Origin of the sequence: Aequoribacter fuscus (assembly GCF_009910365.1) — a bacterium.
Lineage (GTDB): Bacteria > Pseudomonadota > Gammaproteobacteria > Pseudomonadales > Halieaceae > Aequoribacter > Aequoribacter fuscus.
On record NZ_CP036423.1, the window covers coordinates 2,304,116 to 2,327,129 of the forward strand.

At 52.7% G+C, this 23,014-nt stretch carries 25 protein-coding genes; 9 read left to right on the forward strand and 16 right to left on the reverse strand.

All coding sequences use genetic code 11. The features are described 5' to 3' along the window. Positions 1–82: 82 nt before the first annotated feature. The 11 genes from pyrF to gyrA form a co-directional block, all read right to left on the reverse strand. The gene (gene pyrF / locus EYZ66_RS10290) at positions 83–787 is read right to left on the reverse strand and encodes an orotidine-5'-phosphate decarboxylase (RefSeq protein WP_009574973.1); all 705 of its coding nucleotides are present in this window, start codon (positions 785–787) and stop codon (positions 83–85) included. Next, complete coding sequence (gene lapB / locus EYZ66_RS10295) at positions 784–1,995, reverse strand: lipopolysaccharide assembly protein LapB (RefSeq protein WP_009574974.1); 1,212 nt, start codon at positions 1,993–1,995, stop codon at positions 784–786. Before lapB ends, pyrF begins: the two co-directional genes overlap by 4 nt. Next, positions 1,992–2,270, reverse strand: a complete 279-nt coding sequence (locus EYZ66_RS10300; protein WP_009574975.1) for a lipopolysaccharide assembly protein LapA domain-containing protein — start codon at positions 2,268–2,270, stop codon at positions 1,992–1,994. Before EYZ66_RS10300 ends, lapB begins: the two co-directional genes overlap by 4 nt. Positions 2,271–2,286: 16 nt before the next feature. After that, positions 2,287–2,580 (reverse strand): integration host factor subunit beta, encoded by a 294-nt coding sequence (locus EYZ66_RS10305; protein ID WP_009574976.1) that lies wholly within the window; start codon positions 2,578–2,580, stop codon positions 2,287–2,289. 102 nt (positions 2,581–2,682) lie between these two features. After that, the gene (gene rpsA, locus EYZ66_RS10310; protein WP_268869515.1) at positions 2,683–4,380 is read right to left on the reverse strand and encodes a 30S ribosomal protein S1; all 1,698 of its coding nucleotides are present in this window, start codon (positions 4,378–4,380) and stop codon (positions 2,683–2,685) included. A 91-nt stretch (positions 4,381–4,471) separates the two neighbouring features. Beyond that, positions 4,472–5,140, reverse strand: a complete 669-nt coding sequence (gene cmk / locus EYZ66_RS10315) for a (d)CMP kinase (protein WP_009574978.1) — start codon at positions 5,138–5,140, stop codon at positions 4,472–4,474. Next, entirely contained in the window at positions 5,137–6,447 is a 1,311-nt protein-coding gene (gene aroA / locus EYZ66_RS14220) for a 3-phosphoshikimate 1-carboxyvinyltransferase (protein ID WP_009574979.1), read from the reverse strand. Before aroA ends, cmk begins: the two co-directional genes overlap by 4 nt. After that, on the reverse strand, positions 6,437–7,336 hold the full coding sequence (locus EYZ66_RS14225) for a prephenate dehydrogenase/arogenate dehydrogenase family protein (RefSeq protein ID WP_009574980.1): 900 nt from the start codon (positions 7,334–7,336) through the stop codon (positions 6,437–6,439). The genes aroA and EYZ66_RS14225 overlap by 11 nt, the downstream gene beginning before the upstream one ends. Then, the gene (gene pheA / locus EYZ66_RS10325; protein ID WP_009574981.1) at positions 7,336–8,463 is read right to left on the reverse strand and encodes a prephenate dehydratase; all 1,128 of its coding nucleotides are present in this window, start codon (positions 8,461–8,463) and stop codon (positions 7,336–7,338) included. The genes EYZ66_RS14225 and pheA overlap by 1 nt, the downstream gene beginning before the upstream one ends. A gap of 6 nt (positions 8,464–8,469) precedes the next feature. Then, positions 8,470–9,549 carry a 3-phosphoserine/phosphohydroxythreonine transaminase gene (serC, locus tag EYZ66_RS10330; RefSeq protein WP_009574982.1) on the reverse strand — a complete coding sequence of 360 codons (1,080 nt, stop codon included), beginning with the start codon at positions 9,547–9,549 and terminating at the stop codon, positions 8,470–8,472. Between the two features lie 19 nt (positions 9,550–9,568). After that, positions 9,569–12,145 carry a DNA gyrase subunit A gene (gene gyrA / locus EYZ66_RS10335; protein ID WP_009574983.1) on the reverse strand — a complete coding sequence of 859 codons (2,577 nt, stop codon included), beginning with the start codon at positions 12,143–12,145 and terminating at the stop codon, positions 9,569–9,571. Positions 12,146–12,346: 201 nt separating this feature from the next. Here gyrA and EYZ66_RS10340 point away from each other — a divergent pair, with 201 nt between their 5' ends. Genes EYZ66_RS10340 through EYZ66_RS10355 form a run of 4 tightly spaced genes read left to right on the forward strand, consistent with a single transcriptional unit; the run spans position 12,347 to position 15,814 of the window. Beyond that, positions 12,347–13,693 (forward strand): TRZ/ATZ family hydrolase, encoded by a 1,347-nt coding sequence (locus EYZ66_RS10340; protein WP_009574985.1) that lies wholly within the window; start codon positions 12,347–12,349, stop codon positions 13,691–13,693. Continuing rightward, positions 13,690–14,397, forward strand: a complete 708-nt coding sequence (ubiG, locus tag EYZ66_RS10345) for a bifunctional 2-polyprenyl-6-hydroxyphenol methylase/3-demethylubiquinol 3-O-methyltransferase UbiG (RefSeq protein WP_009574986.1) — start codon at positions 13,690–13,692, stop codon at positions 14,395–14,397. Before EYZ66_RS10340 ends, ubiG begins: the two co-directional genes overlap by 4 nt. Next, complete coding sequence (locus EYZ66_RS10350; RefSeq protein WP_009574987.1) at positions 14,394–15,065, forward strand: HAD family hydrolase; 672 nt, start codon at positions 14,394–14,396, stop codon at positions 15,063–15,065. Before ubiG ends, EYZ66_RS10350 begins: the two co-directional genes overlap by 4 nt. After that, entirely contained in the window at positions 15,062–15,814 is a 753-nt protein-coding gene (locus EYZ66_RS10355) for a YciK family oxidoreductase (protein WP_009574988.1), read from the forward strand. The genes EYZ66_RS10350 and EYZ66_RS10355 overlap by 4 nt, the downstream gene beginning before the upstream one ends. Before the next feature lie 4 nt (positions 15,815–15,818). Here EYZ66_RS10355 and rluB read toward each other — a convergent pair whose 3' ends face one another. From rluB to EYZ66_RS10380, 5 genes are all read right to left on the reverse strand, one after another. Further along, the gene (gene rluB, locus EYZ66_RS10360) at positions 15,819–16,730 is read right to left on the reverse strand and encodes a 23S rRNA pseudouridine(2605) synthase RluB (RefSeq protein WP_009574989.1); all 912 of its coding nucleotides are present in this window, start codon (positions 16,728–16,730) and stop codon (positions 15,819–15,821) included. Between the two features lie 41 nt (positions 16,731–16,771). After that, a complete protein-coding gene (scpB, locus tag EYZ66_RS10365) occupies positions 16,772–17,497 on the reverse strand; it encodes an SMC-Scp complex subunit ScpB (RefSeq protein WP_009574990.1) in 726 nt (241 codons plus the stop codon). Then, entirely contained in the window at positions 17,494–18,294 is an 801-nt protein-coding gene (locus EYZ66_RS10370; protein ID WP_083814338.1) for a segregation and condensation protein A, read from the reverse strand. Before EYZ66_RS10370 ends, scpB begins: the two co-directional genes overlap by 4 nt. A 102-nt stretch (positions 18,295–18,396) precedes the next feature. Further along, positions 18,397–19,020, reverse strand: coding sequence for an L-threonylcarbamoyladenylate synthase (locus tag EYZ66_RS10375; protein WP_009574992.1), 624 nt, complete (start codon positions 19,018–19,020; stop codon positions 18,397–18,399). Between the two features lie 27 nt (positions 19,021–19,047). Further along, complete coding sequence (locus tag EYZ66_RS10380; protein ID WP_009574993.1) at positions 19,048–19,887, reverse strand: PHP domain-containing protein; 840 nt, start codon at positions 19,885–19,887, stop codon at positions 19,048–19,050. A 107-nt stretch (positions 19,888–19,994) separates the two neighbouring features. Between EYZ66_RS10380 and EYZ66_RS10385 the strand changes: the two genes are divergently transcribed. The 5 genes from EYZ66_RS10385 to EYZ66_RS10405 are packed head-to-tail and all read left to right on the forward strand — an operon-like array spanning position 19,995 to position 23,010. Further along, on the forward strand, positions 19,995–20,594 hold the full coding sequence (locus EYZ66_RS10385) for an inner membrane-spanning protein YciB (RefSeq protein WP_009574994.1): 600 nt from the start codon (positions 19,995–19,997) through the stop codon (positions 20,592–20,594). Position 20,595: 1 nt separating this feature from the next. Continuing rightward, positions 20,596–20,892: a YciI family protein gene (locus tag EYZ66_RS10390; RefSeq protein ID WP_009574995.1), complete on the forward strand. Its 297-nt coding sequence runs from the start codon at positions 20,596–20,598 to the stop codon at positions 20,890–20,892. A gap of 58 nt (positions 20,893–20,950) precedes the next feature. Next, entirely contained in the window at positions 20,951–21,634 is a 684-nt protein-coding gene (locus tag EYZ66_RS10395; protein WP_050793375.1) for a TIGR04211 family SH3 domain-containing protein, read from the forward strand. Beyond that, a complete protein-coding gene (locus tag EYZ66_RS10400) occupies positions 21,635–22,252 on the forward strand; it encodes a peptidylprolyl isomerase (protein WP_009574998.1) in 618 nt (205 codons plus the stop codon). After that, positions 22,249–23,010, forward strand: coding sequence for a pyridoxine 5'-phosphate synthase (locus tag EYZ66_RS10405; protein WP_009574999.1), 762 nt, complete (start codon positions 22,249–22,251; stop codon positions 23,008–23,010). Before EYZ66_RS10400 ends, EYZ66_RS10405 begins: the two co-directional genes overlap by 4 nt. The last annotated feature ends 4 nt before the right edge of the window (positions 23,011–23,014 follow it).

Below are 23,014 nucleotides of genomic sequence, written 5' to 3' on the forward strand. Positions count from 1 at the left end.
TTGCGCCCTTGCAACATAAAAAATCATCGAGCGATTGCCAAGAAATTGACGCGCTAAGATGAACAATGACTCAAAAAGATGCTTAAAGCCCTAGGCTCGTATAAATGCTGTTCAAAGTCGCAATCGGATCGGCGGATTGGGTGATAGGTCGACCGATCACCATGTAATCCACGCCGTTTACAACGGCTTGCTCGGGCGTCATAACGCGAGTCTGATCACCAAGATCCGCGCCGAGGGGGCGAATGCCCGGCGTAACGGTCAAAAAGGAGCCTCCACAAACACTCTTGACTAAAGGGGCCTCTAAGGCAGAGCACACAACACCATCGACCCCACAATCAACAGACAGTGCGGCTAGTCGCTGAACCTGTTCTTGTGCGCTGCCGGCAATACCCACCTCTGCGAGCTCCTCATCCGATAAACTCGTCAAGACCGTCACCGCGGTCAATAGTGGACGCTGTTGATAGGCCGCCAAAGCGTCAGCTGAAGCGGTCAGCATCTTACGCCCACCACTGGCGTGTACATTAACCATCCACACACCCAGGTCCGCAGCGACCCGAAGCGCTGCGGCCACGGTGTTTGGAATATCATGAAACTTAAGGTCCAAAAAGATTTCAAAGCCGCGTTCTTGCAATGTCTCGACCCACATAGGTCCATAGTGAGTGAACATCTCTTTACCCACTTTCAGGCGACAAAGCGCGGGATCCAGCTGATCAACCAAAGAGAGACAAGTGGCCTGAGAGGAAAAATCAAGGGCCACGATAATGGGTTTAGTGTTTGCGCTACTCATGTATTAATGGTCTTCTTCAATCCGATGGGCTTGATCGAGCCCCAGAATTTACAGCCGGGACAAAACCAATGCAGATGCTGTCCTCTAAAACCACAATGCTGACAGCGATACGCGGGACTGGTCTCGGTAAGCTGCCGCATCAAGGTCATGGCGACTTCAAGTTTGGACGCCAGCTGAGAACGACTCTCCTCAAGTTGCCACAGCATTAAGCGGTACAAACCTCGCAACGAGGCTGCATCTCGCATGGCATCGGTCAAGAAAATCGCCGCAGCCTCGGCGCCCTCGTTATCTTTGATATGATCCGCCAAAGCAATCATTAAACCCGGCGTTGGGTACTTTTCCAGGCTTTGGCGCAAGAAATCACCAAAACGCTCAGACTGCCCCAAGGCCCTGTAGCAAGTGCCCAGCAAAGGGACGACCTCAGGTAAAAACTCGGCGTCTTGCTGCTCAACGCGACCCAATAACTCGATCGCTCTCTCAAATTTTTGTTCGTCTACCGCAATTTGCGCGCTCATAAGGGTCACTCTTACGTTGGCGGCATCTTCTTGGTAAGCTGCCGCAAGCGCTTCTTGTGCGCCCTTTAAGTCGTTACGCTGCAAACAGACCTCGGCCAATTCACAATAGAAGTGCGGCAAAAGCACATTGACAGACTGCTCTCCAGGGCCAGCCACGTCGCTTTTCCTTCCCCCGAAGAACGAGCGCTTTGCCAGCAAAGAACTCGCCATCGCAATCGCCTTATCCCAATCTCGCTCCATTTGATAGATTTCGATTAAGTAGCGTCTCGCCCCAACGGCCTTAGCGTCGGACTCCGCAATTAAGTCGAGTAACAATTGCTCGGCACGGTCCAGCAGTCCAGCGGCAATGTAATCACGCGCCAACTCCAGATGCGCTTCATGTTGGTAACTAGCAGGCAAATCGTCGTGGGCAAGAACGTTTTCATGCACTCTGATCGCTCGCTGAACTTCACCCTTTTTACGAAGTAAGTTACCGAGAGAGATATGGGTCTCGAAAGTCTGTGAACTGACCTCTAAAGACTCAATAAATTCGTCAAGCGCACCATCGGGGCGACCATCCAACAGGTAATTGAGCCCTCTATAGTAGTCGCTAGAACGCGGCGCGTTGGCTCGAGATCGACTTGAGTGCTTGCCGAGTAACCACCCAATAGCAATCGCGACCAGAATCAGAATAAACAGAGGCGCGGAACTCACTTTGCTTCGCTCTCGCTAGATTGTTTTTGTAACGCGCGCTCGGAACGCTTAGCGCGCCATGAAACACGAGCGACCGAGGGTAGTGATAATAACCAGCCCAACAAAACACCTACCAGTAGGAATAGGATGAGCCACGCTCCTAAGGGTAAGGTTAAAAAATTCAGACCCAAGCCACTAATTTCAGTGGGCGCTGGGTTAAATTCTATGAACACCGCGGATGCTGCTGCCGCAACAGCAATAATACAAAATGCAAGTAGACGCCTTAGGATCTTCATGTGGTGCTCATCACCATCAAGACAAGCTCAACCCTTTATTGACACGCTCGCGGAGTTCTTTGCCGGGTTTGAAATGGGGCACGTACTTGCCGTTTAAATCGACCGAGTCCCCCGTTTTTGGGTTTCGACCTAATCGCGGCTCGCGATAATGTAACGAGAAGCTGCCAAATCCACGAATCTCAATACGGTCGCCGGAGGACAATGCATCTGACATTTGCTCAAGGACGCTTTTCACGGCAAGTTCAACGTCTTTCAATGAAAGTTGGGTTTGTTTCGCCGCTATGGCTTCGATGAGTTCGCTTTTGGTCATTCCGTTTCGTCTTTCAAGGGCCAAGTCACGTGACTAAGATATCACAAGTCCCTAATTTAAAACAAAAAAAAGGCCCCTATTGGGGCCTTTTTAAGGACTTTCTTACTGATCTTGCATCTGCGCTTTGATCAGATCGCCGATGGTGCCTGGCGAAGAGCTAGCAGCGTCCTGCTCGCGCAAAGACTTAACCGCTTCTTGCTCGTCTTCGTAGTCTTTCGCTTTTACTGACAGGCCGATAGTGCGGTTCTTGCGATCAACAGCGATGATTTTTGCTTCAACGGTGTCGCCTTCCTTGTAGGCACTGCGTGCGTCTTCGATGCGCTCACGACTGATGTCAGCCACTTTCAACACACCTTCGACTTCGTCAGCTAGCGCCACAACCACGGCTTTAGCATCCACTTCAGTGACTGTACCCGTCACGATGGCACCGCGATCATTTTCTGCAACGTAGTTCGAGAAGGGGTCATTTTCAAGTTGCTTGATGCCCAGCGAGATACGCTCACGCTCGGGATCAATCGACAAGATAACGGTTTCGATTTCGTCACCTTTCTTGAAGTTGCGAACCGCTTCTTCTCCGGTTTCGTTCCAGCTGATATCAGACAAGTGTACCAAACCGTCGATGTTGCCTTCCAAGCCAATGAAGATACCGAAATCGGTGATCGACTTGATTGCACCAGAGATTTTGTCGCCTTTGTTGTACTGAGCAGCGAAAGCATCCCAAGGGTTCTGCTGGCACTGTTTGATACCCAAAGAAATACGACGACGCTCTTCATCGATATCAAGCACCATAACTTCCACTTGGTCGCCCAATTGAACGATCTTAGACGGATGCACGTTCTTGTTCGTCCAATCCATTTCGCTAACGTGAACTAGACCTTCAACACCTTCTTCCAACTCAGCAAAGCAGCCGTAGTCGGTCAGGTTGGTGACGGTTGCCATGCAGCGCGCGTTTTCTGGGTAACGGTTTTTGATTTCCACCCATGGATCTTCGCCCAATTGCTTCAGACCCAAGCTCACGCGATTGCGATCACGATCAAACTTCAACACGCGAACGTCGATCTCTTGACCAACCTCAACGATTTCAGATGGATGCTTGATGCGCTTCCAAGCCATATCAGTGATGTGCAACAGACCATCTACACCACCCAAGTCAACGAAGGCACCGTAGTCGGTCAAGTTCTTAACAACACCTTTAACCGCCATGCCTTCTTGTAGGTTCTCTAGCAGGGCTTCGCGCTCCACTGAGTTGGCTTCTTCCATCACTGCACGACGCGATACCACGACGTTATTGCGTTTTTGGTCTAACTTGATCACTTTAAAGTCGAGCTCTTTACCTTCGAGGTGCAGAGTCTCGCGAATTGGACGCACGTCAACTAACGATCCAGGCAAGAAGGCGCGGATTGAGTTGATGTCCACAGTAAAGCCACCTTTGACCTTACCGTTAATAATACCTTTAACCACTTCATCACCGGCGTGAGCTGCTTCAAGATCTTTCCAAGACTCTGCACGCTTCGCTTTTTCACGTGACAATTTGGTCTCGCCGAAACCGTCTTCTACAGTTTCTAAAGCAACTTGTACTTCGTCACCGATCGACAAAGTGCACTCACCGTTGGCGTCAACGAATTGTGACATTGGAATCACACCTTCGGACTTAAGACCAGCGTGAACAGTGACCCACTCGTTGTCGATGTCGATAACAACACCAGTGACAATCGAACCGGGTTCCATGTCGACGGTTTTCAAACTTTCTTCAAATAATTCGGCGAAATTTTCGCTCATGGTTTCTACCTGTTGTGTAATGAGTCTTTCGACTCTCGCCGCGCTCCAGCTCACGCGGGTTGTTAAGTTCAGCGCACTGGGCCGACGCTGGTAAAGCCCTGATACGCTCGTTCTATCTGTTCGTGTCTGCCACGGCCTTTGCGACGATGGCTAGCACTTCCTCGATCGATAAAGCCGTGCTATCGAGCGTAATCGCATCGTCAGCGGGCTTTAACGGGGACGCCGATCGGGCGCTGTCGCGCTCATCTCGGGCCTTGATGTCCTCCAAAAGGCGCGGCAGACTAACATTTTCGCCCAATTCAAGCAACTGTTTTGCGCGGCGCTCTGCCCTCGCCTCGGCGCTCGCAGTCAAAAAAATTTTCACGGTGGCCTCGGGAAATATTGTGGTACCCATGTCTCTGCCATCAGCGACTAGGCCAGGCGCTTGCTGGAAGGCTCGTTGCCTCTCAAACAAAGCATCTCGGACTGAGGGCAAAGCGGCAACTTTGGAAGCGCCCATACCTGCTTCCTCACTGCGCACCCGAGAGGTTACGTCAGTGCCATCGAGCTCGATCACAACCGCGTGGTTGATAATCTTGAAGTCAACATCGAGCGCCCGGGCGCAGGCAGCCATAGCCTGAGCATCATCTAAAGACAGTGAACGATCAATGCCGGCCAATGCCGTCAGTCGATACAGTGCACCCGAATCCAATAAGTGCCACCCTAATCGCTCGGCCATTAAGCGAGCGATCGTTCCTTTACCTGCACCACTGGGTCCATCGATGGTAAGAACTGGAATCAACGGTCTGCATCCAAGGTCGTAATTTGCAAACCCAATCCTCTGGCAATAGCATCAAAGTTCGGGAATGACGTCGATACAGGATCGCAATCCTGCACAATAATCGTGTCGTTAGCTCGCAGGGCCGCAATGGCGAAGCTCATAGCAATACGGTGGTCATGATGTGTTTGTATGGTGCCACCACCGATCTGACCGCCATCGATAATGATGCCATCTTCCAAGACCTCATTCGCGACGCCCAGCGTTGTTAGACCCTCGGCCATACTCGCAATCCGGTCGCTCTCCTTCACACGCAACTCTTCGGCTCCGCGCAGAATAGTGCGGCCCTCAGCACAGGCAGCGGCGATGAATAGTACCGGGAATTCATCAATCGCCAAAGGCACTTGTTCCTCAGGTATTTCGATACCTTTCAGGGGAGCGTACTGAATGCGGATATCCGCCACAGGTTCGCCTCCGACCTCGCGCTCATTGTGTGACTCGATGTTCGCGCCCATTAAACGCAGTATGTTAATCACGCCCACGCGCGTTGGGTTTATACCAACATGTAACAGCAGCAGATCAGAGCCCGGCGCAATAGAAGCCGCAACCATAAAGAAGGCAGCTGAAGATATATCGGCGGGTACTTCAATAGAACGACCTTGCAGACGCCCCTCTCCACCCAATGTCACTTTGGCGCCTTCGCGCGCCAAAGGATAACCAAAGCCTGCGAGCATTCTCTCGGTATGATCTCGAGTCGGAGCAGGTTCCGTGGTTGATGTTTGTCCCTCGGCCCACAGTCCCGCCAACAACACGCAGGATTTAACCTGAGCACTGGCCATGGGTAAAACATAATCAATACCCTTTAATGGTCTATTGGCCGCAATCTTTAGGGGCGGGCGACCACCCTCCTCACTGCTAATGGACGCACCCATCAGCGTTAAGGGATCGATGACCCTCCCCATTGGGCGCTTGCACAAAGACACGTCACCGGTAAGCGTCGCTTCCAAACCAGCCCCCGCGACAATGCCCGATATTAGACGCACACTGGTGCCGGAGTTACCCATATCCAAGGGTGTACTGGGCGACTTTAGTCCGTGTAATCCCACGCCATGCACAGTGACTCTGCCGTCGACAGGCCCGTCGATTTGCACCCCCATCGAACGAAAAGCGGCAACCGTGGCTAACGCATCTTCACCTTCTAAAAATCCTGAAATTTCGGTCACACCCTCGGCGATCGATCCAAACATGATAGAACGATGCGAAATCGACTTGTCACCGGCAACCCGAGCTTCACCGACTACTGATCCGCCGGGCAAACATTTAAACTCCATCTGTTTCGTCCTTTTTCGTGTTCTGCTTTACCACAAAGGTATCTCGCGAGCTTTTCGCCCGCTCAAAAATTGTCATCATCTGCTCGCCATCCGAGTTCGCAATGGCTACCCGCAAGTCGGCAAGTCCCGCGCTAAACGCATCTAGCGCACTGAGCACTTCATCTTTGTTCGCCAAGGCGATATCGCGCCACATCACTGGGTCACTCGAGGCAATTCGAGTAAAGTCACGAAAACCGCCCGCTGCGTAACGAAAAATATCGACCGACAAATCGCTCTGAGCCAAGGTATCGACCAACGAATAGGCCAGCATGTGCGGCAAATGGCTGGTTGCTGCGAGAACCTTGTCGTGCAACTCCACAGGCATCGATATGACTTCTGCACCAGCCCATTGCCATAGCGTAGCCACACGCTGCACAGCAGCCGCCGAATTACCCTCATGGGGAGTTAAAATAACGCGATGATCGACGAATAAGTCAGCTTTCGCTGCGTGCACCCCAGAACGCTCAGAGCCAGCAATTGGGTGCCCCAAAACCACATATTCAGGCCACGAGGGCAACCCCATGGATTCTACTGCACGCCACAAATTCCCTTTTACTGAGGCCACATCGGTCAGTACCGGAGCAGACTCCATGGTCTCGGCAATACGGACAAGCTGCACCATTTGCTCTTGCGCGAGCAGGGTCGGTGTTGCGATAACAACCACATCACAGCAGTCCAGCAGGTGCTCAGGTTGCTCGACTGCGCGATCAATAACACCCATCGATAATGCCGCATCCACTGTGGATGGTCGGTGGCCGTAGCCAATCAACGCATGGATTTCAGGTCGATCGCGCAAAGCACTGGCAAGCGAGGCTCCGATCAGGCCCAACCCCAAAAAACCTACATTCATTACAGGACTGCCCGCGGGTAAGAGCCCAAGACCTTGATCAAAATTGACTGTTCTTCAAGCTCGCTTAGAATCGCCGCGACTTTGGTATCTTGGCAGTGGCCCTCGAACTCGATAAAAAATACGTAAGCCCATTTTTCAGTCTTTGATGGGCGCGTATCGATACGCGTTAGGCTAATCCCCTCGCGCTGGAAAGGGGCCAGCAAACCCAACAACGCGCCAGGCTTGTTGCGTGAGGACACGACCAAAGAGGTCTTATCTTGCCCACTGGGAGGGACTTCATCACGGCCAATAATCAAAAAGCGTGTGGTGTTGTCTGGGTTATCTTCAATACGCTCGGCGAGTTTTTCTAAGCCATAGAACTCTGCGGCGGCATCACCGGCAATCGCCGCGACTCCCGGTTCTTTAGCGGCACGTTTAGCGGCCTCGCCATTACTCGACACTGCCTGCCACTCAACGTGGGGCCAATGATGATTCAGCCAATTGCGACACTGAGCCAGCGCCTGCTGATGCGCAATGATTTTAGTCACGCTGTCCACCGACGAGCCTTTTAAAGCCAATAAGTGGTGATGAATAGGAATTTCCACTTCGCCCACGATCTGCAGTGGCGTATCAATAAAGCTGTCGAGCGTATGGCTCACCATGCCTTCAGTCGAGTTTTCGACCGGCACGACACCGTAGTGGCAGGCACCCGATTCTACCTCTGCAAACACGCGGTCAATGGTACCCTGCGAAACGCAAACCGCTGCATGGCCAAAATGCTTAATCGCTGCCGACTGAGTATAGGTCCCCTCGGGCCCCAGATACGCTACCTGCAATGGACGCTCAAGTGCCAAACAGGCAGACATAATCTCCCGAAAAATATAGGCAACTGTATCGTCAGCCAGCGGGCCCTGATTGCGCTCTTTGATTTTTGTCAGCACCTGCGCTTCGCGCTCAGGTCGGTAAAAAACCGGCTCCGGAGACTCACCCGTCTCTTTCGCTTGTGCCAACACCTCGGCAACTTTAATTTCTGCCACTTGCTGAGCACACTGTGCCCGCTCGCTAATTAACTTCAATATTTCGCTATCAAGGGCGTCAATACGATTACGAATCGCAAGCAACTCCGGTGTTGGCTGAGTGTCACTCATCGGTGCTTACCCGTTGTTGCTCGCAAAATCGCGCATGTAGTAGATCAAAGCATCGACGCCAGCTTCTGGCACCGCGTTATAAATGGAAGCACGCATGCCGCCAACCGAACGGTGACCTTTTAGGTTAAGCAAACCCGCAGCGTCCGCACCCGCCAAAAAGGCTTTATCTAATGCGGCATCAGCAAGCGTGAACGGCACGTTCATCAGCGAGCGGTTCGGTAAGGCAACGGGGTTAGCATAAAAGCCTGAGCCGTCGATATAGTCATACAACTTGCCGGCTTTACGCTGGTTGATTTCTGCCATCGCACCCAACCCACCTAAGTCTTCAAGCCACTCGAATACGAGCCCGGCCAAGTAAATAGCAAAAGTTGGCGGCGTGTTGTACATCGAATCGTTCTCAGCTGCCACCTGCCAGTTCAGCATGGTTGGGCAATGTTCAGAAGCCTTTCCTAATAAGTCTTTACGGACGATCACAACGGTCAAACCCGCAGGTCCAATATTTTTCTGAGCGCCTGCGTAAATGACGCCGTAATCGTTCACATTGATGGGCTGCGACAAGATGGTTGAGGACATATCCGCGACGATGGGTGTTTCGCCAGTGGGTAGCTCGCTGTAGGCCACACCACCGATGGTCTCGTTGGGACAAATATGAACATAGGCGGCGTTATCGCGACGCGCCCAAGAATTCACTGCAGGCACGTAGGTAAAGTTGCGGTCTTCTGACGAGGCGACTACCGATACATCGGCAAACCGTTTCGCTTCAGAAATCGCTTTTTTGCTCCACTGCCCGGTGTTGACGTAATCGGCGGCTTGGTTACCGGCAGCCAGATTAAGCGGCACAGCAGCGAACTGTTGGCTGGCACCACCCTGCAGGAACAGGACGGCGTAGTCATCGCTAATACTCATCAGGCGACGCAATGACGCTTCAGCTTCATTTGCGATTGACACGATTTCATCGCTGCGATGGCTCATCTCCATAATCGACAAACCTCGGCCTTGCCAATCCATCAGATCCGCTTGGGCTTTAGACAACACTGCTTCAGGCAGAGCCGCTGGCCCTGCGCAAAAATTAAACACTCTGGACATGCGTTTTCCTTGTACTAGTTTACTCGGCGTTATCGCCTTCAGCCGCTTCAGCTTCGCTTGGCAGCTCATCGGATTCTTCAATTTGCGTGATACGAACCAATTCTTCGCCCTCTTTGAGGCGAATGACCCGCACGCCCTGGGTATTTCGCCCCAAAGTCGAAATTTCCGAAACCCGGGTACGCACCATTGTCCCTTGGTTCGAGATCAGCATCAGCTCATCGGCCTCGCCGACTTGAACCGCGCCGACCAATGGGCCGTTGCGATCGTTTGTTACCATCGCAATAACACCTTTGGTGCCTCGACCTTTGCGGGGAAATTCGGATGCCATCGTCTTTTTGCCATAGCCATTTGCGCTCGCAGTAAGGACATAGCTACCTTCTTGAGGGATGATCAGTGCGATCATTTCGTCTTCATCACCCATTCGAATACCGCGCACACCGCGCGCTGTACGTCCCATGGGGCGGACATCTTGCTCGGCAAAACGGACCGCTTTACCAGCGCTACTCATCAACATGACATCTGATTCGCCGTGTGTAATCGCTGTTCCAACCAACACGTCATCCTCTGCCAATTCCAGAGCGCGCAAACCGACGCTACGCGGACGGGAAAAATCCGTCAATGCCGTTTTCTTCACAATACCCTTGGCTGTGGCCATAAAGATGTAGTGATCTTCGGTGTATTCGGCCACAGGCAAAATCGAGGTCACCCGCTCGCCCGGGTCGAGTGGCAATAAGTTCACCATGGGACGACCACGAGATTGACGCCCTGCCACAGGAATCTGATAGACCTTCAGCCAGTACACTTTACCCAAGTTGGTGAAACATAAAATCGTTGAGTGCGTTGATGCGACCAGCAAATGCTCAACAAAATCTTCGTCTTTAACGGCGGTCGCGCTTTTGCCCATTCCGCCGCGGCGTTGGGCTTGATAGTCTGACAAAGGCTGTGTCTTCGCGTAACCGCCGTGCGAAATTGTCACCACGCGATCTTCTGGCGTAATCAAATCCTCTACCGACAAATCGTGCTGAGAATCGACGATCTCGGTCAAACGCTCGTCGCCGAACTCCTCAACCACCTCTTCCAGCTCTTCGCGAATCACCTGCTTTAAACGATCCGAATCACCCAAAATATGGAGATAATCGGCAATCTCTTTCAACTTTTCTTGGTACTCATTCAACAGCTTCTCGTGCTCAAGCCCCGTTAAACGATGCAGACGCAATTCCAAAATCGCCTGTGCCTGGGCAGGAGACAAACGGTACATACCGTCGTGCAAGCCGTAGTGATCCTCCAAGCCATCAGGGCGACACGCGTCTTCACCAGCTTGTTCCAACATCGCCACGACATCGCCGGGCGACCACACCTTAGCTAACAAGCCCTCACGCGCATCCGCGGGGCTTGGCGAGTTTTTAATCAACTCGATAATAGGGTCAATGTTTGCCAGCGCAATGGCCAAACCTTCCAGCAAATGGCCGCGCTCTCGCGCTTTGCGCAACAAGTAAATGGTTCGACGGGTGACCACTTCGCGACGGTGTCGCAAAAAAGCGTCAATAATTTCTTTAAGGTTCATCACCTTAGGCTGGCCGTTTTCTAAGGCGACCATATTAATGCCGAACACTGACTGTAGCTGAGTCTGGGCGTACAAATTGTTCAACACCACATCGCCCATCTCGCCGCGCTTAAGCTCGATAACAACACGCAAGCCATCTTTGTCCGACTCGTCGCGAAGCTCAGAGATGCCTTCGATTTTCTTCTCTTTAACCAGCTCTGCAATTCGCTCAATCAATCGAGCTTTGTTCAGCTGATAGGGGATTTCATGAATGATAATCGTGTCACGATTTTTGGCTTCGTCAGTGATGACCTCGGCCTTAGCACGCACATAGATGCGGCCTCTTCCCGTACGATAAGCCTGCAAAATCCCAGCGCGACCACTGATAATGGCGCCCGTTGGGAAATCGGGGCCGGGAATATGCTCCATCAGCTCATCGATGGTAATTTCGGGATTATTGAGCAGCGCCATACACGCGCTGACCACTTCGGTCATATTGTGCGGCGGGATGTTGGTCGCCATACCGACCGCAATACCTGAAGAACCATTGATCAACAGGTTGGGAATTCGCGTCGGCAATACTGCTGGGATTTTTTCAGTGCCGTCGTAGTTGTCGACAAAATCAACGGTTTCTTTGTCCAAATCCGCCAGCATTGCGTGCGCAATTTTGCGCATGCGAATCTCGGTGTAACGCATCGCCGCGGCCGAGTCACCATCGATAGAGCCAAAGTTGCCCTGCCCATCGACCAGCATATAGCGCAATGAGAATGGCTGAGCCATACGTACGATAGTGTCATACACCGCCGAATCACCATGCGGATGATATTTACCGATGACATCACCCACCACACGGGCAGACTTTTTGTAGGCTTTGTTCCAGTCGTTCGATAATTCGTTCATAGCGAACAGAACTCTGCGGTGCACTGGCTTGAGACCATCGCGCACATCAGGAAGAGCGCGCCCAACGATTACGCTCATGGCGTAATCGAGATATGACTGCTTCAGCTCGTCTTCGATATTAACTGGAAAGATTTCTTTTGCTAACTCGCCCATAGGCTTTAAAACACCCCTGTCTGCGGGTTGCGCTCACCAGTATCACCCCGTCAACGCACCCTTCTTTTTAATCCTCCGATTATACGCTCTCAGACCCCTAACCGCTAATTTTTTAGGGTTTTACCGAGTGATCAGATTGCGATCCCGAAAATTCCGATATACTGCGCGTTTCTAACACCCTGCGAAGCGAAAGGAAGCGATATGCCCAGACCGATTGAGCTACATGCAGCCTGGGTTTACACCGGCGAAGCCCACTCAGGACTCCTCAAAGATCACACGCTATGCATCGATGAAAATGGCAAGATAGAAGCCTTGATCCCTACTCGAGAAGCCGCCAGAAATCCGGGGGCTCAGCAAATCGAGCTCGGCAATCACCTACTCATGCCGGGCCTAATCAACTGCCACGGTCACGCCGCTATGACGTTATTAAGAGGATTCGCTGACGATCTCGCCTTGACCCCTTGGCTACAAGATCACATATGGCCTGCCGAGGGCCGCTGGGTAGACGCCGACTTTGTGAGAGATGGTGTAAACATCGCCATGGCCGAAATGATCAAGACCGGCACCACCACCTTTAGCGACCAGTACTTCTTCCCCGACAGCACAGCTCAAGCCGCCTGCGATGCCGGCATGCGCTGCCAAGTGAACTTCCCAATCATCAACGTACCCACCCAGTGGGCGAGCGAGCCAAACGAATATTTAAGCAAAGGACTGGCGGTACGCGATAAATTCAAGTCAAGCGAGTTGGTATCAGTGATTTTTGGCCCTCACTCACCCTACTCGCTCGAAGAGCGGGATATTGCGAAGATCGCGACGCTCGCCAACGAGCTCGAAATGGGCATTCAAATGCACGTACACGAGACCAAACCCGAGGTACTGCATGCCGTCGAAATCAACGGCGAACGCCCCATCACAACGTTAAAGCGCCTGGGGATGCTGGGTCCGCACATGCAGTGCGTTCATATGGTCTGGCTCAGTAAAGACGACATTCGCGCTATCGCCGATTCGGGGTCACATGTGATTCACTGCCCGAGCTCCAATATGAAACTCGCCTCCGGCGCCTGTCCAGTGAGCGATCTGTTAGACGCGGGAATTAACGTCGCAATGGGCACAGACGGCGCCGCATCAAACAACGGTTTAAATTTGTTTGCCGAGGTCCGACTCGCCGCCCTACTGGCCAAACTGACCACCGGGAATCCCGCTAGCTTGAATGCAGAGCAAGCTCTGCACATGGCAACCCTAGGTGGCGCCAAGGCTTTAGGGTTGGATCATGAAACCGGCAGTCTGCAGCAGGGTAAATGGGCCGACGTCATCGCAATCAACTTTGACGACGCCTCAATGCAACCTTTACACAACCCCATTTCCCAGGTGGTCTACGCTGGACACGGAGCGCATGTACAGCACAGCTGGGTTGCTGGCCGCCAGCTTTTGAACAATGGTAAACTGCAAACGCTCGACGAATCCAAGATCATTCGCAGCGCTCAAGCTTGGCGCGCTAAAATCGCCAGTAATGCCAACCCCACCACATCAGCGAAGGAGCTCGCATGACAGCTCAGAACAACGTCGATTACGACGAGATCAGCAAGTTCGAAGCGCTAGCATCACGCTGGTGGGACGAGCACGGCGAGTTCAAGCCGCTGCATCAAATTAACCCTCTGCGAGCGAATTACATCGACACTCACTCGCCTGTCGCCGAACGCAAAGTGATCGACGTAGGTTGTGGCGGTGGCATCCTGTCCGAGTCACTTGCCTTCCGCGGCGGAGAGGTAACGGGCATCGACATGGGGGAAGCACCGTTATCGGTGGCAGAGCTGCACAAGTTGGAATCAGGCGCCAACGTAACCTACAGACGCAGCACTGCCGAGCAAGCAGCCGAAGAAGAACCCGAAGTCTACGATGTGGTTTGCTGCCTAGAAATGCTCGAGCATGTGCCGGACCCGGCCTCAGTGATTGCGGCGTGCGCCCGCTTAGCAAAGCCCGGTGCCACGCTCTATTTCAGCACCATCAACCGCAACCCAAAGGCCTACGCCTTTGCGATCATCGGCGCCGAATACGTCCTGAACTTGCTACCCAAAGGCACTCACGATTATCAAAAGTTTATTCGCCCAGCCGAGCTTGCGCAGTGGATCCGAGCCGCGGGACTGGAGCTCGACGACATGATTGGACTCACCTACAACCCTCTGAGTAAGCGCTACCGCCTGCAATCCGGAGACGTATCGGTCAATTACATGGTCAGAACGCGCAAGCCATGAGCCGAAGAGTCATCAAAGCCGTTCTGTTTGACCTAGATGGCACCTTGGTCGATACCGCACCTGACTTTTTGTGGGCACTTAACCAACTACGTAAGAGTCTGGGCCAACCGCCCTTAAGTGAGCCCGAGATACGCACCGCCATCTCGGATGGCTCTGCAGGCTTGGTTCGCAATACCTTGGGTATTAACGACAACGAACCGCTGTTTGAATCTATTCGACAACAGCTGTTGACACACTATCTTGAGATCATCGGCTTACACGCTAAGCTGTATCCTGGGCTTGGCGATCTTCTGGTGGAATTTGAATCTGCCGGCATCGCCTGGGGAATTTCGACCAACAAACCCAGCCTGTACACCAACGCCTTGCTCGACCAGATGGCCTTGCCAAGTAAGCCCCGCACGGTAGTTTGCCCCGATCACGTGAGCAAACCGAAACCCGACGCAGAGCCTTTACTGTTAAACTGCCGACACCTAAACCTGATGCCTCATGACGTCGTTTTTGTCGGCGACCATGTCCGCGACGTGCAGGCTGGGAAAGCTGCTGGTATGCATACCATTGCCGCAGCCTGGGGCTACATCGACACCCCTTCAGAAGCAGAAGGCTGGCACGCAGACGCCGTTTGCTACCGCAGCCAAGATTTATACCAAGTCATAAAGGACTGGCAATGAAATATTCAGATATAGCCCCCAATAACGCTGATGTCTCTTTGCGTGACAAGGTCATTTTGATTACCGGTGCCGGCGCGGGTATCGGAGAGCAGCTCGCCCTTGGTGCCGCACGCGCAGGCGCAATTGTTTTATTGCTGGGCCGCAGGGAAGATGCGCTCAATGCTGTGTACGATCAAATTATGAGCGAGGGCTTAGCCGAGCCTGTGGTCATACCGATGGACCTGGGAACGCTTGATGAACAGCAGGCCAACCAATTAAGCCATATGATCGGCGATGCCTTCGGCCGCCTTGATGGCTTGGTCCATAATGCTAGCCTGCTGGGTAAGCTCGGACCGATTGCGACCGCGAACCTCAGCGAGTGGTCACAAGTGATGACTGTCAATGCATTCGCGCCTGTCGTTCTGACCAAAGCACTATTGCCGTTATTGAGCGAATCGCAAAGCGCCTCGATTATTTTTACGAGCAGCGGTGTTGGACGTCAAGCGCGAGCATTTTGGGGGGCTTATTCGGCCTCAAAATTTGCCACAGAAGCCATCTCGGGCATTCTAGCCGCCGAGCTTGAGACCGATGGCATTCGAGTCAATTGCGTCAATCCGGGTGCGACGAATACAAAAATGCGGCGAGCAGCTTTCCCTGGTGAATCCCCCGAGAGCATTGCTAGCGCAGCGAGCCTAGTGCCCGCCTATGTATTCTTGCTCAGCGAGCATGCAAAAGGTATTCACGGCGCCAGTATTGACCTGCAGAAGTAAGGCCCTAGTGGGCCTTTTTCGGTTTTTTTGCTTTGGCTTTTTTCAGCTGACGGTCCATGTTTTTACGCTCATCAACCGACAGATTGGGTACCGATTTAGGTGGCAAACTGGCCATGGCATACAGCACATCGACGTCTTTTTGATCAAGCTCCATCCACTTACCCTGCTTCACCTTCGAGGGGATAAACACTTCACCATAGCGGACCCGTTTTAAGCGAGAAACCGTCAAACCTTGCGACTCCCATAGACGACGCACTTCCCGGTTGCGCCCTTCCATAAGTACTACATAAAACCAATGGTTAATACCGTCACCGCCACCATCTTGGATATCGGTAAAGCGTGCAAACCCATCATCGAGCTCGACACCGTGAATCAGTCGCTGCAGAGTGTCAGTATCCCATTCGCCCATGACTCGAACCATATACTCGCGCTCGATCACCGCCGATGGGTGCATTAAAGCGTTAGCGAGTTCGCCGTCCGTGGTAAACAGCAGCAAACCCGAGGTGTTGTAATCTAATCGACCAATACTGATCCAACGGCCACCCTTAACCTTAGGCAGCCGCTCGAATACAGTGCGACGTCCCTCTGGATCTTTGCGCGTACACACTTCGCCTGTCGGTTTGTGGTAAAGCAGGCAGCGAACGGCTTCCGCGGGGGCCCTCGACAGCGCTTGACCATCGACTTCGATGGCGGCGTTGTCGCAAACGCGATCGCCGAGTTCAGCGATGCGTCCATCCAATTTGACGCGGCCATCTGAAATCCATTTTTCCATTTCACGTCGCGAGCCCAACCCGGCCCGTGCCAGCACTTTCTGCAGCTTTTCGTCTTTCTGGCTTTTACTCGACTCCGTTTTCTTAGAATCTTTTTTTAGGTCGAGTTCCGATTTCTTGCCTTTCGATTTGTGTTTATTGCTCATTCAACATCCCGTCGATTGTAAAGTTTTCAATGTGTAAGTGCTCAGTCAAACTCACGCGAAATGACGTCGTCGACTGAGTCCTCGTCTTGTTGCTCAAACGCACTTTCGTAGTCGTCTGAGAGTGGCTCTTGCGTAACCTCTGCTGAATCGCTTGTCGACAACTCCGTCGCGCCAGATGCATCCTCACCCTCTATGTTTGCAGGAGCGGGGTCCGCAAAGCCCAATTCTGCGTTCAATGTTTCAAAATCACGAACCTCGGCCAAGGGCGGCAACTGATCCAGACTTTTCAAATTAAAATAGTCCAGAAATTGCCGGGTGGTCGCGTACATCGCGGGGCGCCCGGGAACATCTCTATGCCCTACGACTCTCACCCACGAGCGCTCCAACAAGGTTTTGATAATATTACTACTGACCGCGACACCACGAATTTCTTCGATTTCACCACGGGTAATGGGCTGGCGGTAAGTAATGAGCGCGAGCGTTTCGAGCAGAGCTCGAGAATAGCGCTGTGGACGCTCTTCGGACAAACGCGCTACCCAGTCAGACAGATTTTGACGCACCTGAAACCGAAATCCACTTGCGACTCGAACTAACTCAAGCCCCGTTGACTGATAACGCTCTTGCAACAATTCAATCGCTTCTTTCACGGCGTCCGGGTCAGGACGTTCGTGTTCTTCGAACACTTCCCGCAACTGCGAGGTAGACAGAGGCTTTCCTGCGGCAAACAAAGTCGCCTCTACGATATTGGCTAAGTTAATTTCACTCATGATGCACGCGCCTTAACATGAATGGGCCCAAAGGCTTCGGTTTGCACTATTTCAACCAGTGATTCTTTAATGAGTTCCATAATCGCCAAAAAAGTCACAACAACACCCATGCGTCCCTCTTCGGCTTTAAACAACGACACAAACGGCATGAAGCTCTCGCCGGACAGTCGCTCAAGAACTTGCGACATTCGCTCTCGAGTCGATAGCGCCTCGCGCTGAATATGATGACTCTCGAACATATTGGCCCGCGCCATAACCTCTGCAAAAGCGACCAAAATTTCCTGCAAACCCACCTCAGGCTCGGGACGAATTCGCTCGATTTCGGGCGGTGCTGCGCTCGTTAAAAAGACATCGCGATCCACACGCGGTAATTCATCGATATCCTCTGCGGCCTTCTTGAAACGCTCATACTCTTGCAGTCGACGAATGAGTTGAGCTCTCGGATCTTCCTCATCTTCTTCATCGGCAACTTGCCTAGGCAACAGCATACGCGACTTGATTTCCGCCAGCATAGCGGCCATCAACAAGTACTCTGCTGCCAATTCAAACTGCAGCGCGTCCATAAGCTCGACGTACTGCATGTACTGCTCAGTAATATCCGAAACGTCGATATCCAAAATATCTAAATTTTGGCGACGAATTAAATACAGTAATAAATCGAGTGGCCCCTCAAAGGCCTCGAGTATGACCTCCAGCGCCTGGGGCGGGATGTATAAATCCTTGGGCAACTCAGTCAGGGCCTGCCCCATAACCACCGCAAACGGCATTTCGCCTTGCTGCGGTAAAGGCGGCCCCATGACGGCTTTTGGATTAAAAGGGCTGGCACCCTTCGCGCCAGCGGTTGGATTACTCAACGTATTCTCCTTCACTCATCTCGAGTGTGGCGCAAGTATACCCGACTATAGCCCGAAGGGGGCAATATCCCCTTTGCCTTGTCGCACCAAAACAGGCTCGTCGTCGGCCAGATCAATCACTGTCGTCATTTCTAAACCGCAGTAGCCGCCATCGATAACCAGATCTACATCGTGCTCCAGCAAATCCCGAATCTCGTAGGGGTCGATTAAGGGGTCTTCGTCGTCAGGCATAATCAACGTTACACTCATCATGGGCTCGTTTAATTCTGCCAACAAAGCCTGAGCAATATTATTCTCTGGCACCCGCAGGCCAATGGTCTTGCGCTTAGCGTGAAGCAGACGTCGGGGCACCTCAGGCGTCGCCTTTAAGATAAACGTGTAGGGCCCGGGTGTTGCAGCTTTGAGCAAACGGTAGGCGGCGTTGTCGACGCGTGCGAAGTTCGCAAGCTCTGACAAATCACGGCACACGAGGGTAAAGTTGTGCTTATCGTCTAGTTTACGAATGCGACGGATGGTATCTAGAGCGCGCTTATCGCCAATATGACAACCTAAGGCATAGGCCGAGTCCGTGGGGTAAACCACGATTCCGCCTGCACGAATGATATCTGCCGCCTGTTTAATCAAGCGCGCTTGCGGGTTGTCTGGGTGGATCTGAAAAAATTGACTCACTGTGCACTCTCCTGCGGCCGCACTGATTTACCAGCCAGCCCAAACGGGGTTTAGATTGCGAGCAACAGCCACATCTACCCCCAAGCGCGGCCCCCACTCGGAGTCCGCATGAAAATCACTGCCCAGTGATACACTGAGCTCACATTCGTTTAGCAAACGCCGGACATAGAGGGCGACATCGGCATGGTCTTTGCCCAGAGGGAGTTCTAGAGCACTCCCTCCGGCTTGCGCAAAAGCAAAGACAAGCCGCTTGAGTTTGGCTCTGGTCATACCGTAATGTTGTGGGTGCGCCAACACAGCAACACCGCCCGCGTTCACAACCACGCCAACTGCCTCTTCTAGACTCGGCCAAAACACTTTGACGTCACCCAACTTACCGCGCCCCAACCACCGTTTAAAAGCGGCATTCATCGAGTCACAATGGCCAGCCTCGACCAACCAGCGCGCAAAGTGGGGACGTCCCAGCTGAGCCTCACCCGCGATCGCCTGAGCGCCAGCCAAAGCGCCCTTAAAACCTTGCTTCTCTAGCCGACTGGCAATGAGTTCAGCGCGTTCCGATCTGGCGTGGTCTAAGCCCTGCAAATAGGAGTCCAGTAGAGTGTTTTGAACGTCAAAGTTCAGCCCCACCACGTGAATCGTAACCCCCTGCCAAACACAGGACAATTCGGTCCCCGAGATCAATTGCAGTGAAGCCTCTGAATTATTCGACAGCCATTCTCGGGCAGTCTCTACACCCTTGATGGTGTCGTGATCCGTCAGCGCTATGGTTTGAATATCGGCGGCGAGCGCACGCTCCAGCAGGTCCGGCACAGACAAAGCGCCATCCGAGCATGTGCTGTGCACGTGTAAATCTAAGCGCTGCGACATTAAAGCCTCATCTTACCTTTTAATGCTCTCAAACCATTTGCAACAAGTCTTTTGTCCACCGTTGCGTTACCATAGCGACAGTGTACCACGATCACTTCCGAGGCCCGATGAAACAACTGTTGGAATTTGTACCCATAGCGCTATTTTTTATTAGCTATCAAATGAACGGCGAGACAATACGTCTTGGCGATTGGGCCTACACGATGGATGGCATTTATAGCGCCACCCTGATCCTAATGATAGCGACTACCCTGCAAGTCTTTGGGCTGGCGTTATGGGAGCGTAAATTTGAAAAACGGGGCTTGTGGATGCTCGCCGCTGTATTAATATTCGGTGCTGCAACCGTGGTGCTTCGCAACGAACTCTTTATTCAGTGGAAGCCCACGATATTCAACTGGGCCTTGGGCATACTGTTTATCGGCTCACAATTTATCGGCAAAAAAACTATCATGGAGCGCACCCTGGGCGCGCAGTTACAGCTACCTAAGCGAGCCTGGACGACCTTGAACTTGGTCTGGGCCAGCCACTTCACCATCGTCGGTGGCTTAAACTTATGGGTTGCCTACACCTTTAGCGAGGACGCTTGGGTCAGCTACAAGCTTTATTCTGCCATTGGATTCACCGTGGTATTGACCATACTGACCGCCATCATTATGACGCCGTATCTCAAAAAAGAGACATCGGCTCCCGCTGAACAGGATCATTAGTATGTTATTTATTATTTTGTGTAGCGATAAACCCAACCATGGCGAAGTTCGCGCTGCCACACGCCCAGCACACTTGGCGCACATCCAGCCTTTGGTCGACCAAGGCCGCTTGATTATCGCGGGCCCTATTCCCAGCGAAGCGAGCCCCGACCCCAGCGTACCCGTAGAAGGGAGCTTAATTATTGCCGAATTCGAGACGCACGCCGACGCCGCGGAATGGGCCGCTAACGACCCTTATGCCCTGGCGGGACTATTCGCGGAGGTCTCAATTCGACCCTACCGCAAAGCCTTACCCTAAACGGAAGGTTTAGACCTGTCACCAGCGAGGTTATACTACAAGTTTTGCGAGACAACCCATGACTTCTGTGCAACGTTTAGCGGCTTTATTGACAGCGGCGCTCATACTCAGTAGCGCCCTTGCTCGTGCCGAAATCCAATACATCAGCGACAAGCACTTTGTTCCGCTCCGCAGCGGTCCTGGCGGGCAATTCCGAATCGTCCACCGCGGGCTTCCCAGCGGCACTCAACTCGAGATAATGCAACTGAGTGAAGACAACGAATTTGCCGAGGTAACGACTCAAAATGGCACCCAAGGCTGGATTCGTACCCAGTATCTCATGGACCAACCCCCGGCGCGGACCGTTCTGGAAAGTATGCAGGGCAGCCAAGCCGAGCTCAAAACCCGCATGCAGAATTTACAGAGCGATGTGGACCGTCTTCGAATCGAGAAAGAAAGTGCGGTTGCAGCAATGAATCAAGCGCAAACCGATCTGGCGGAAACTCGAAAAGCGCTAGAAACCTTGCGCAGCTTGTCTGAAGACGCCATCAACATTGAGACTCGAAACCAATCCTTAACTCAGCGGGTCGAAGAACTGACCGCTGACTTCGAAATGACTCAAGCCGAAAACCAACGTTTGCGTGAACGCATGGAACACAGCCAGTTCATGGACGGAGCACTCGCGGTGGGCTTGGGCGTACTCATTGCTTTGTTGGTCCCACGTTTGTGGCCTCAACGCAAGCGCAATTCGGGATGGAGTTAAATGATGACACCTACGGCTAGGCGTTGGCTGGGCGCGCTCTCGGCTATTTATCTGCTGATAACAACGAACACTTTGCAAGCGCAAGAATGCGACGAGGGTGATGATCCTTCACCAGTGGTCACCCTCGCGACCTCGGAGGGCGACATCACCCTGTGTTTGTTTCACCGCAAAGCGCCCATTACCGTCGAAAATTTCCTGAAGTATGTTGAATCGGGCCACTACGAAGGCTCGATTTTTCATCGCGTAATCAACGGCTTTATGATTCAAGCGGGTGGGTTTGATGAACGCTATGAACCGTTACCCAGCGACTCCCCCATTGTAAACGAAGCCAAAAAATCGAAACTACACAATGTCCGCGGCACAATCGCGATGGCGCGTACCGACGATCCCGATTCGGCAACAGATCAATTTTTTATCAACCATCGTAACAACTTACGCCTGGACTGGGCCCCGGGCAAAGCCGGCTATGCCGTGTTTGGCAAAGTCAAAGATAAGCTGAGCATGAGCACGGTGGATTTCATTGCGACGGCGCCCATAAAAAATCGGGGCGGCGCCTTCACCGACAGCCCAACCAAACCGGTCGTCATCAACAAAGTGACCTGGGTCAATAAGCCATGATTGCGTTAAGCGTTAACGTTAACAAAGTGGCCCTACTTAGGAATTCACGCGACACCGTTATCCCATCGGTGGTTGATTATGCCCTGCGCTGCATTCATTACGGCGCTCATGGCATTACGGTGCACCCCCGCCCAGACCAACGCCATATCCGCGTAGACGACTGTTACGCTCTTAAACAAGCGCTTTCGGTTGAACTCAACATCGAGGGCAATCCCTTCAGCCCACCGATGCCAAGCACACGAAAGGGGGTCAGTGACTACCCGGGGTTTATGCCACTGGTCGATGCCATTCGACCTGCACAGTGCACGCTAGTACCCGATGCCAACGACCAACTGACCTCGGATCACGGCTTTGATTTGGAGCGTGATGCCGACAAACTACGACCGATATTGCAGCAGCTCAAAGAGTGGGGGGTACGCAGCAGTATATTCGTCGATCCCAACCCAAGCACCGTGGCGTTAGCCGCCGATTTGGGTGCCGATAGAGTCGAACTTTACACAGAGACGTTTGCCCGCGAATTCGAGCAGGGGCGCGGTCAACAAAGCCTCGAATTATTCGCGCGTACGGCGGAAGCGGCCTACGAGGCAGGACTTGAAATTAACGCGGGTCATGACTTGAACTTAGATAACTTATCCTTGTTCAGCGACCTACCGCACTTAGCGGAGGTTTCTATCGGTCACGCCCTCACGGCTGATGCGCTGTATCTGGGCTTGGAGCAGACCATCAGTCAATATTTGGCCGCACTCAAAACCGCCTAGGGCA

Bases quoted from the DNA above. Each gene is read 5' to 3' on its own strand.
- pyrF (WP_009574973.1), bottom strand. From the start codon at position 787: ATGAGTAGCGCAAACACTAAACCCATTATCGTGGCCCTTGATTTTTCC.
- EYZ66_RS10300 (WP_009574975.1), bottom strand. From the start codon at position 2,270: ATGAAGATCCTAAGGCGTCTACTTGCATTTTGTATTATTGCTGTTGCG.
- EYZ66_RS10305 (WP_009574976.1), bottom strand. From the start codon at position 2,580: ATGACCAAAAGCGAACTCATCGAAGCCATAGCGGCGAAACAAACCCAA.
- aroA (WP_009574979.1), bottom strand. From the start codon at position 6,447: ATGGAGTTTAAATGTTTGCCCGGCGGATCAGTAGTCGGTGAAGCTCGG.
- EYZ66_RS14225 (WP_009574980.1), bottom strand. From the start codon at position 7,336: ATGAATGTAGGTTTTTTGGGGTTGGGCCTGATCGGAGCCTCGCTTGCC.
- pheA (WP_009574981.1), bottom strand. From the start codon at position 8,463: ATGAGTGACACTCAGCCAACACCGGAGTTGCTTGCGATTCGTAATCGT.
- serC (WP_009574982.1), bottom strand. From the start codon at position 9,549: ATGTCCAGAGTGTTTAATTTTTGCGCAGGGCCAGCGGCTCTGCCTGAA.
- gyrA (WP_009574983.1), bottom strand. From the start codon at position 12,145: ATGGGCGAGTTAGCAAAAGAAATCTTTCCAGTTAATATCGAAGACGAG.
- EYZ66_RS10340 (WP_009574985.1), top strand. From the start codon at position 12,347: ATGCCCAGACCGATTGAGCTACATGCAGCCTGGGTTTACACCGGCGAA.
- ubiG (WP_009574986.1), top strand. From the start codon at position 13,690: ATGACAGCTCAGAACAACGTCGATTACGACGAGATCAGCAAGTTCGAA.
- EYZ66_RS10350 (WP_009574987.1), top strand. From the start codon at position 14,394: ATGAGCCGAAGAGTCATCAAAGCCGTTCTGTTTGACCTAGATGGCACC.
- EYZ66_RS10355 (WP_009574988.1), top strand. From the start codon at position 15,062: ATGAAATATTCAGATATAGCCCCCAATAACGCTGATGTCTCTTTGCGT.
- rluB (WP_009574989.1), bottom strand. From the start codon at position 16,730: ATGAGCAATAAACACAAATCGAAAGGCAAGAAATCGGAACTCGACCTA.
- scpB (WP_009574990.1), bottom strand. From the start codon at position 17,497: ATGAGTGAAATTAACTTAGCCAATATCGTAGAGGCGACTTTGTTTGCC.
- EYZ66_RS10370 (WP_083814338.1), bottom strand. From the start codon at position 18,294: ATGGGGCCGCCTTTACCGCAGCAAGGCGAAATGCCGTTTGCGGTGGTT.
- EYZ66_RS10380 (WP_009574993.1), bottom strand. From the start codon at position 19,887: ATGTCGCAGCGCTTAGATTTACACGTGCACAGCACATGCTCGGATGGC.
- EYZ66_RS10385 (WP_009574994.1), top strand. From the start codon at position 19,995: ATGAAACAACTGTTGGAATTTGTACCCATAGCGCTATTTTTTATTAGC.
- EYZ66_RS10390 (WP_009574995.1), top strand. From the start codon at position 20,596: ATGTTATTTATTATTTTGTGTAGCGATAAACCCAACCATGGCGAAGTT.
- EYZ66_RS10395 (WP_050793375.1), top strand. From the start codon at position 20,951: ATGACTTCTGTGCAACGTTTAGCGGCTTTATTGACAGCGGCGCTCATA.
- EYZ66_RS10400 (WP_009574998.1), top strand. From the start codon at position 21,635: ATGATGACACCTACGGCTAGGCGTTGGCTGGGCGCGCTCTCGGCTATT.
- EYZ66_RS10405 (WP_009574999.1), top strand. From the start codon at position 22,249: ATGATTGCGTTAAGCGTTAACGTTAACAAAGTGGCCCTACTTAGGAAT.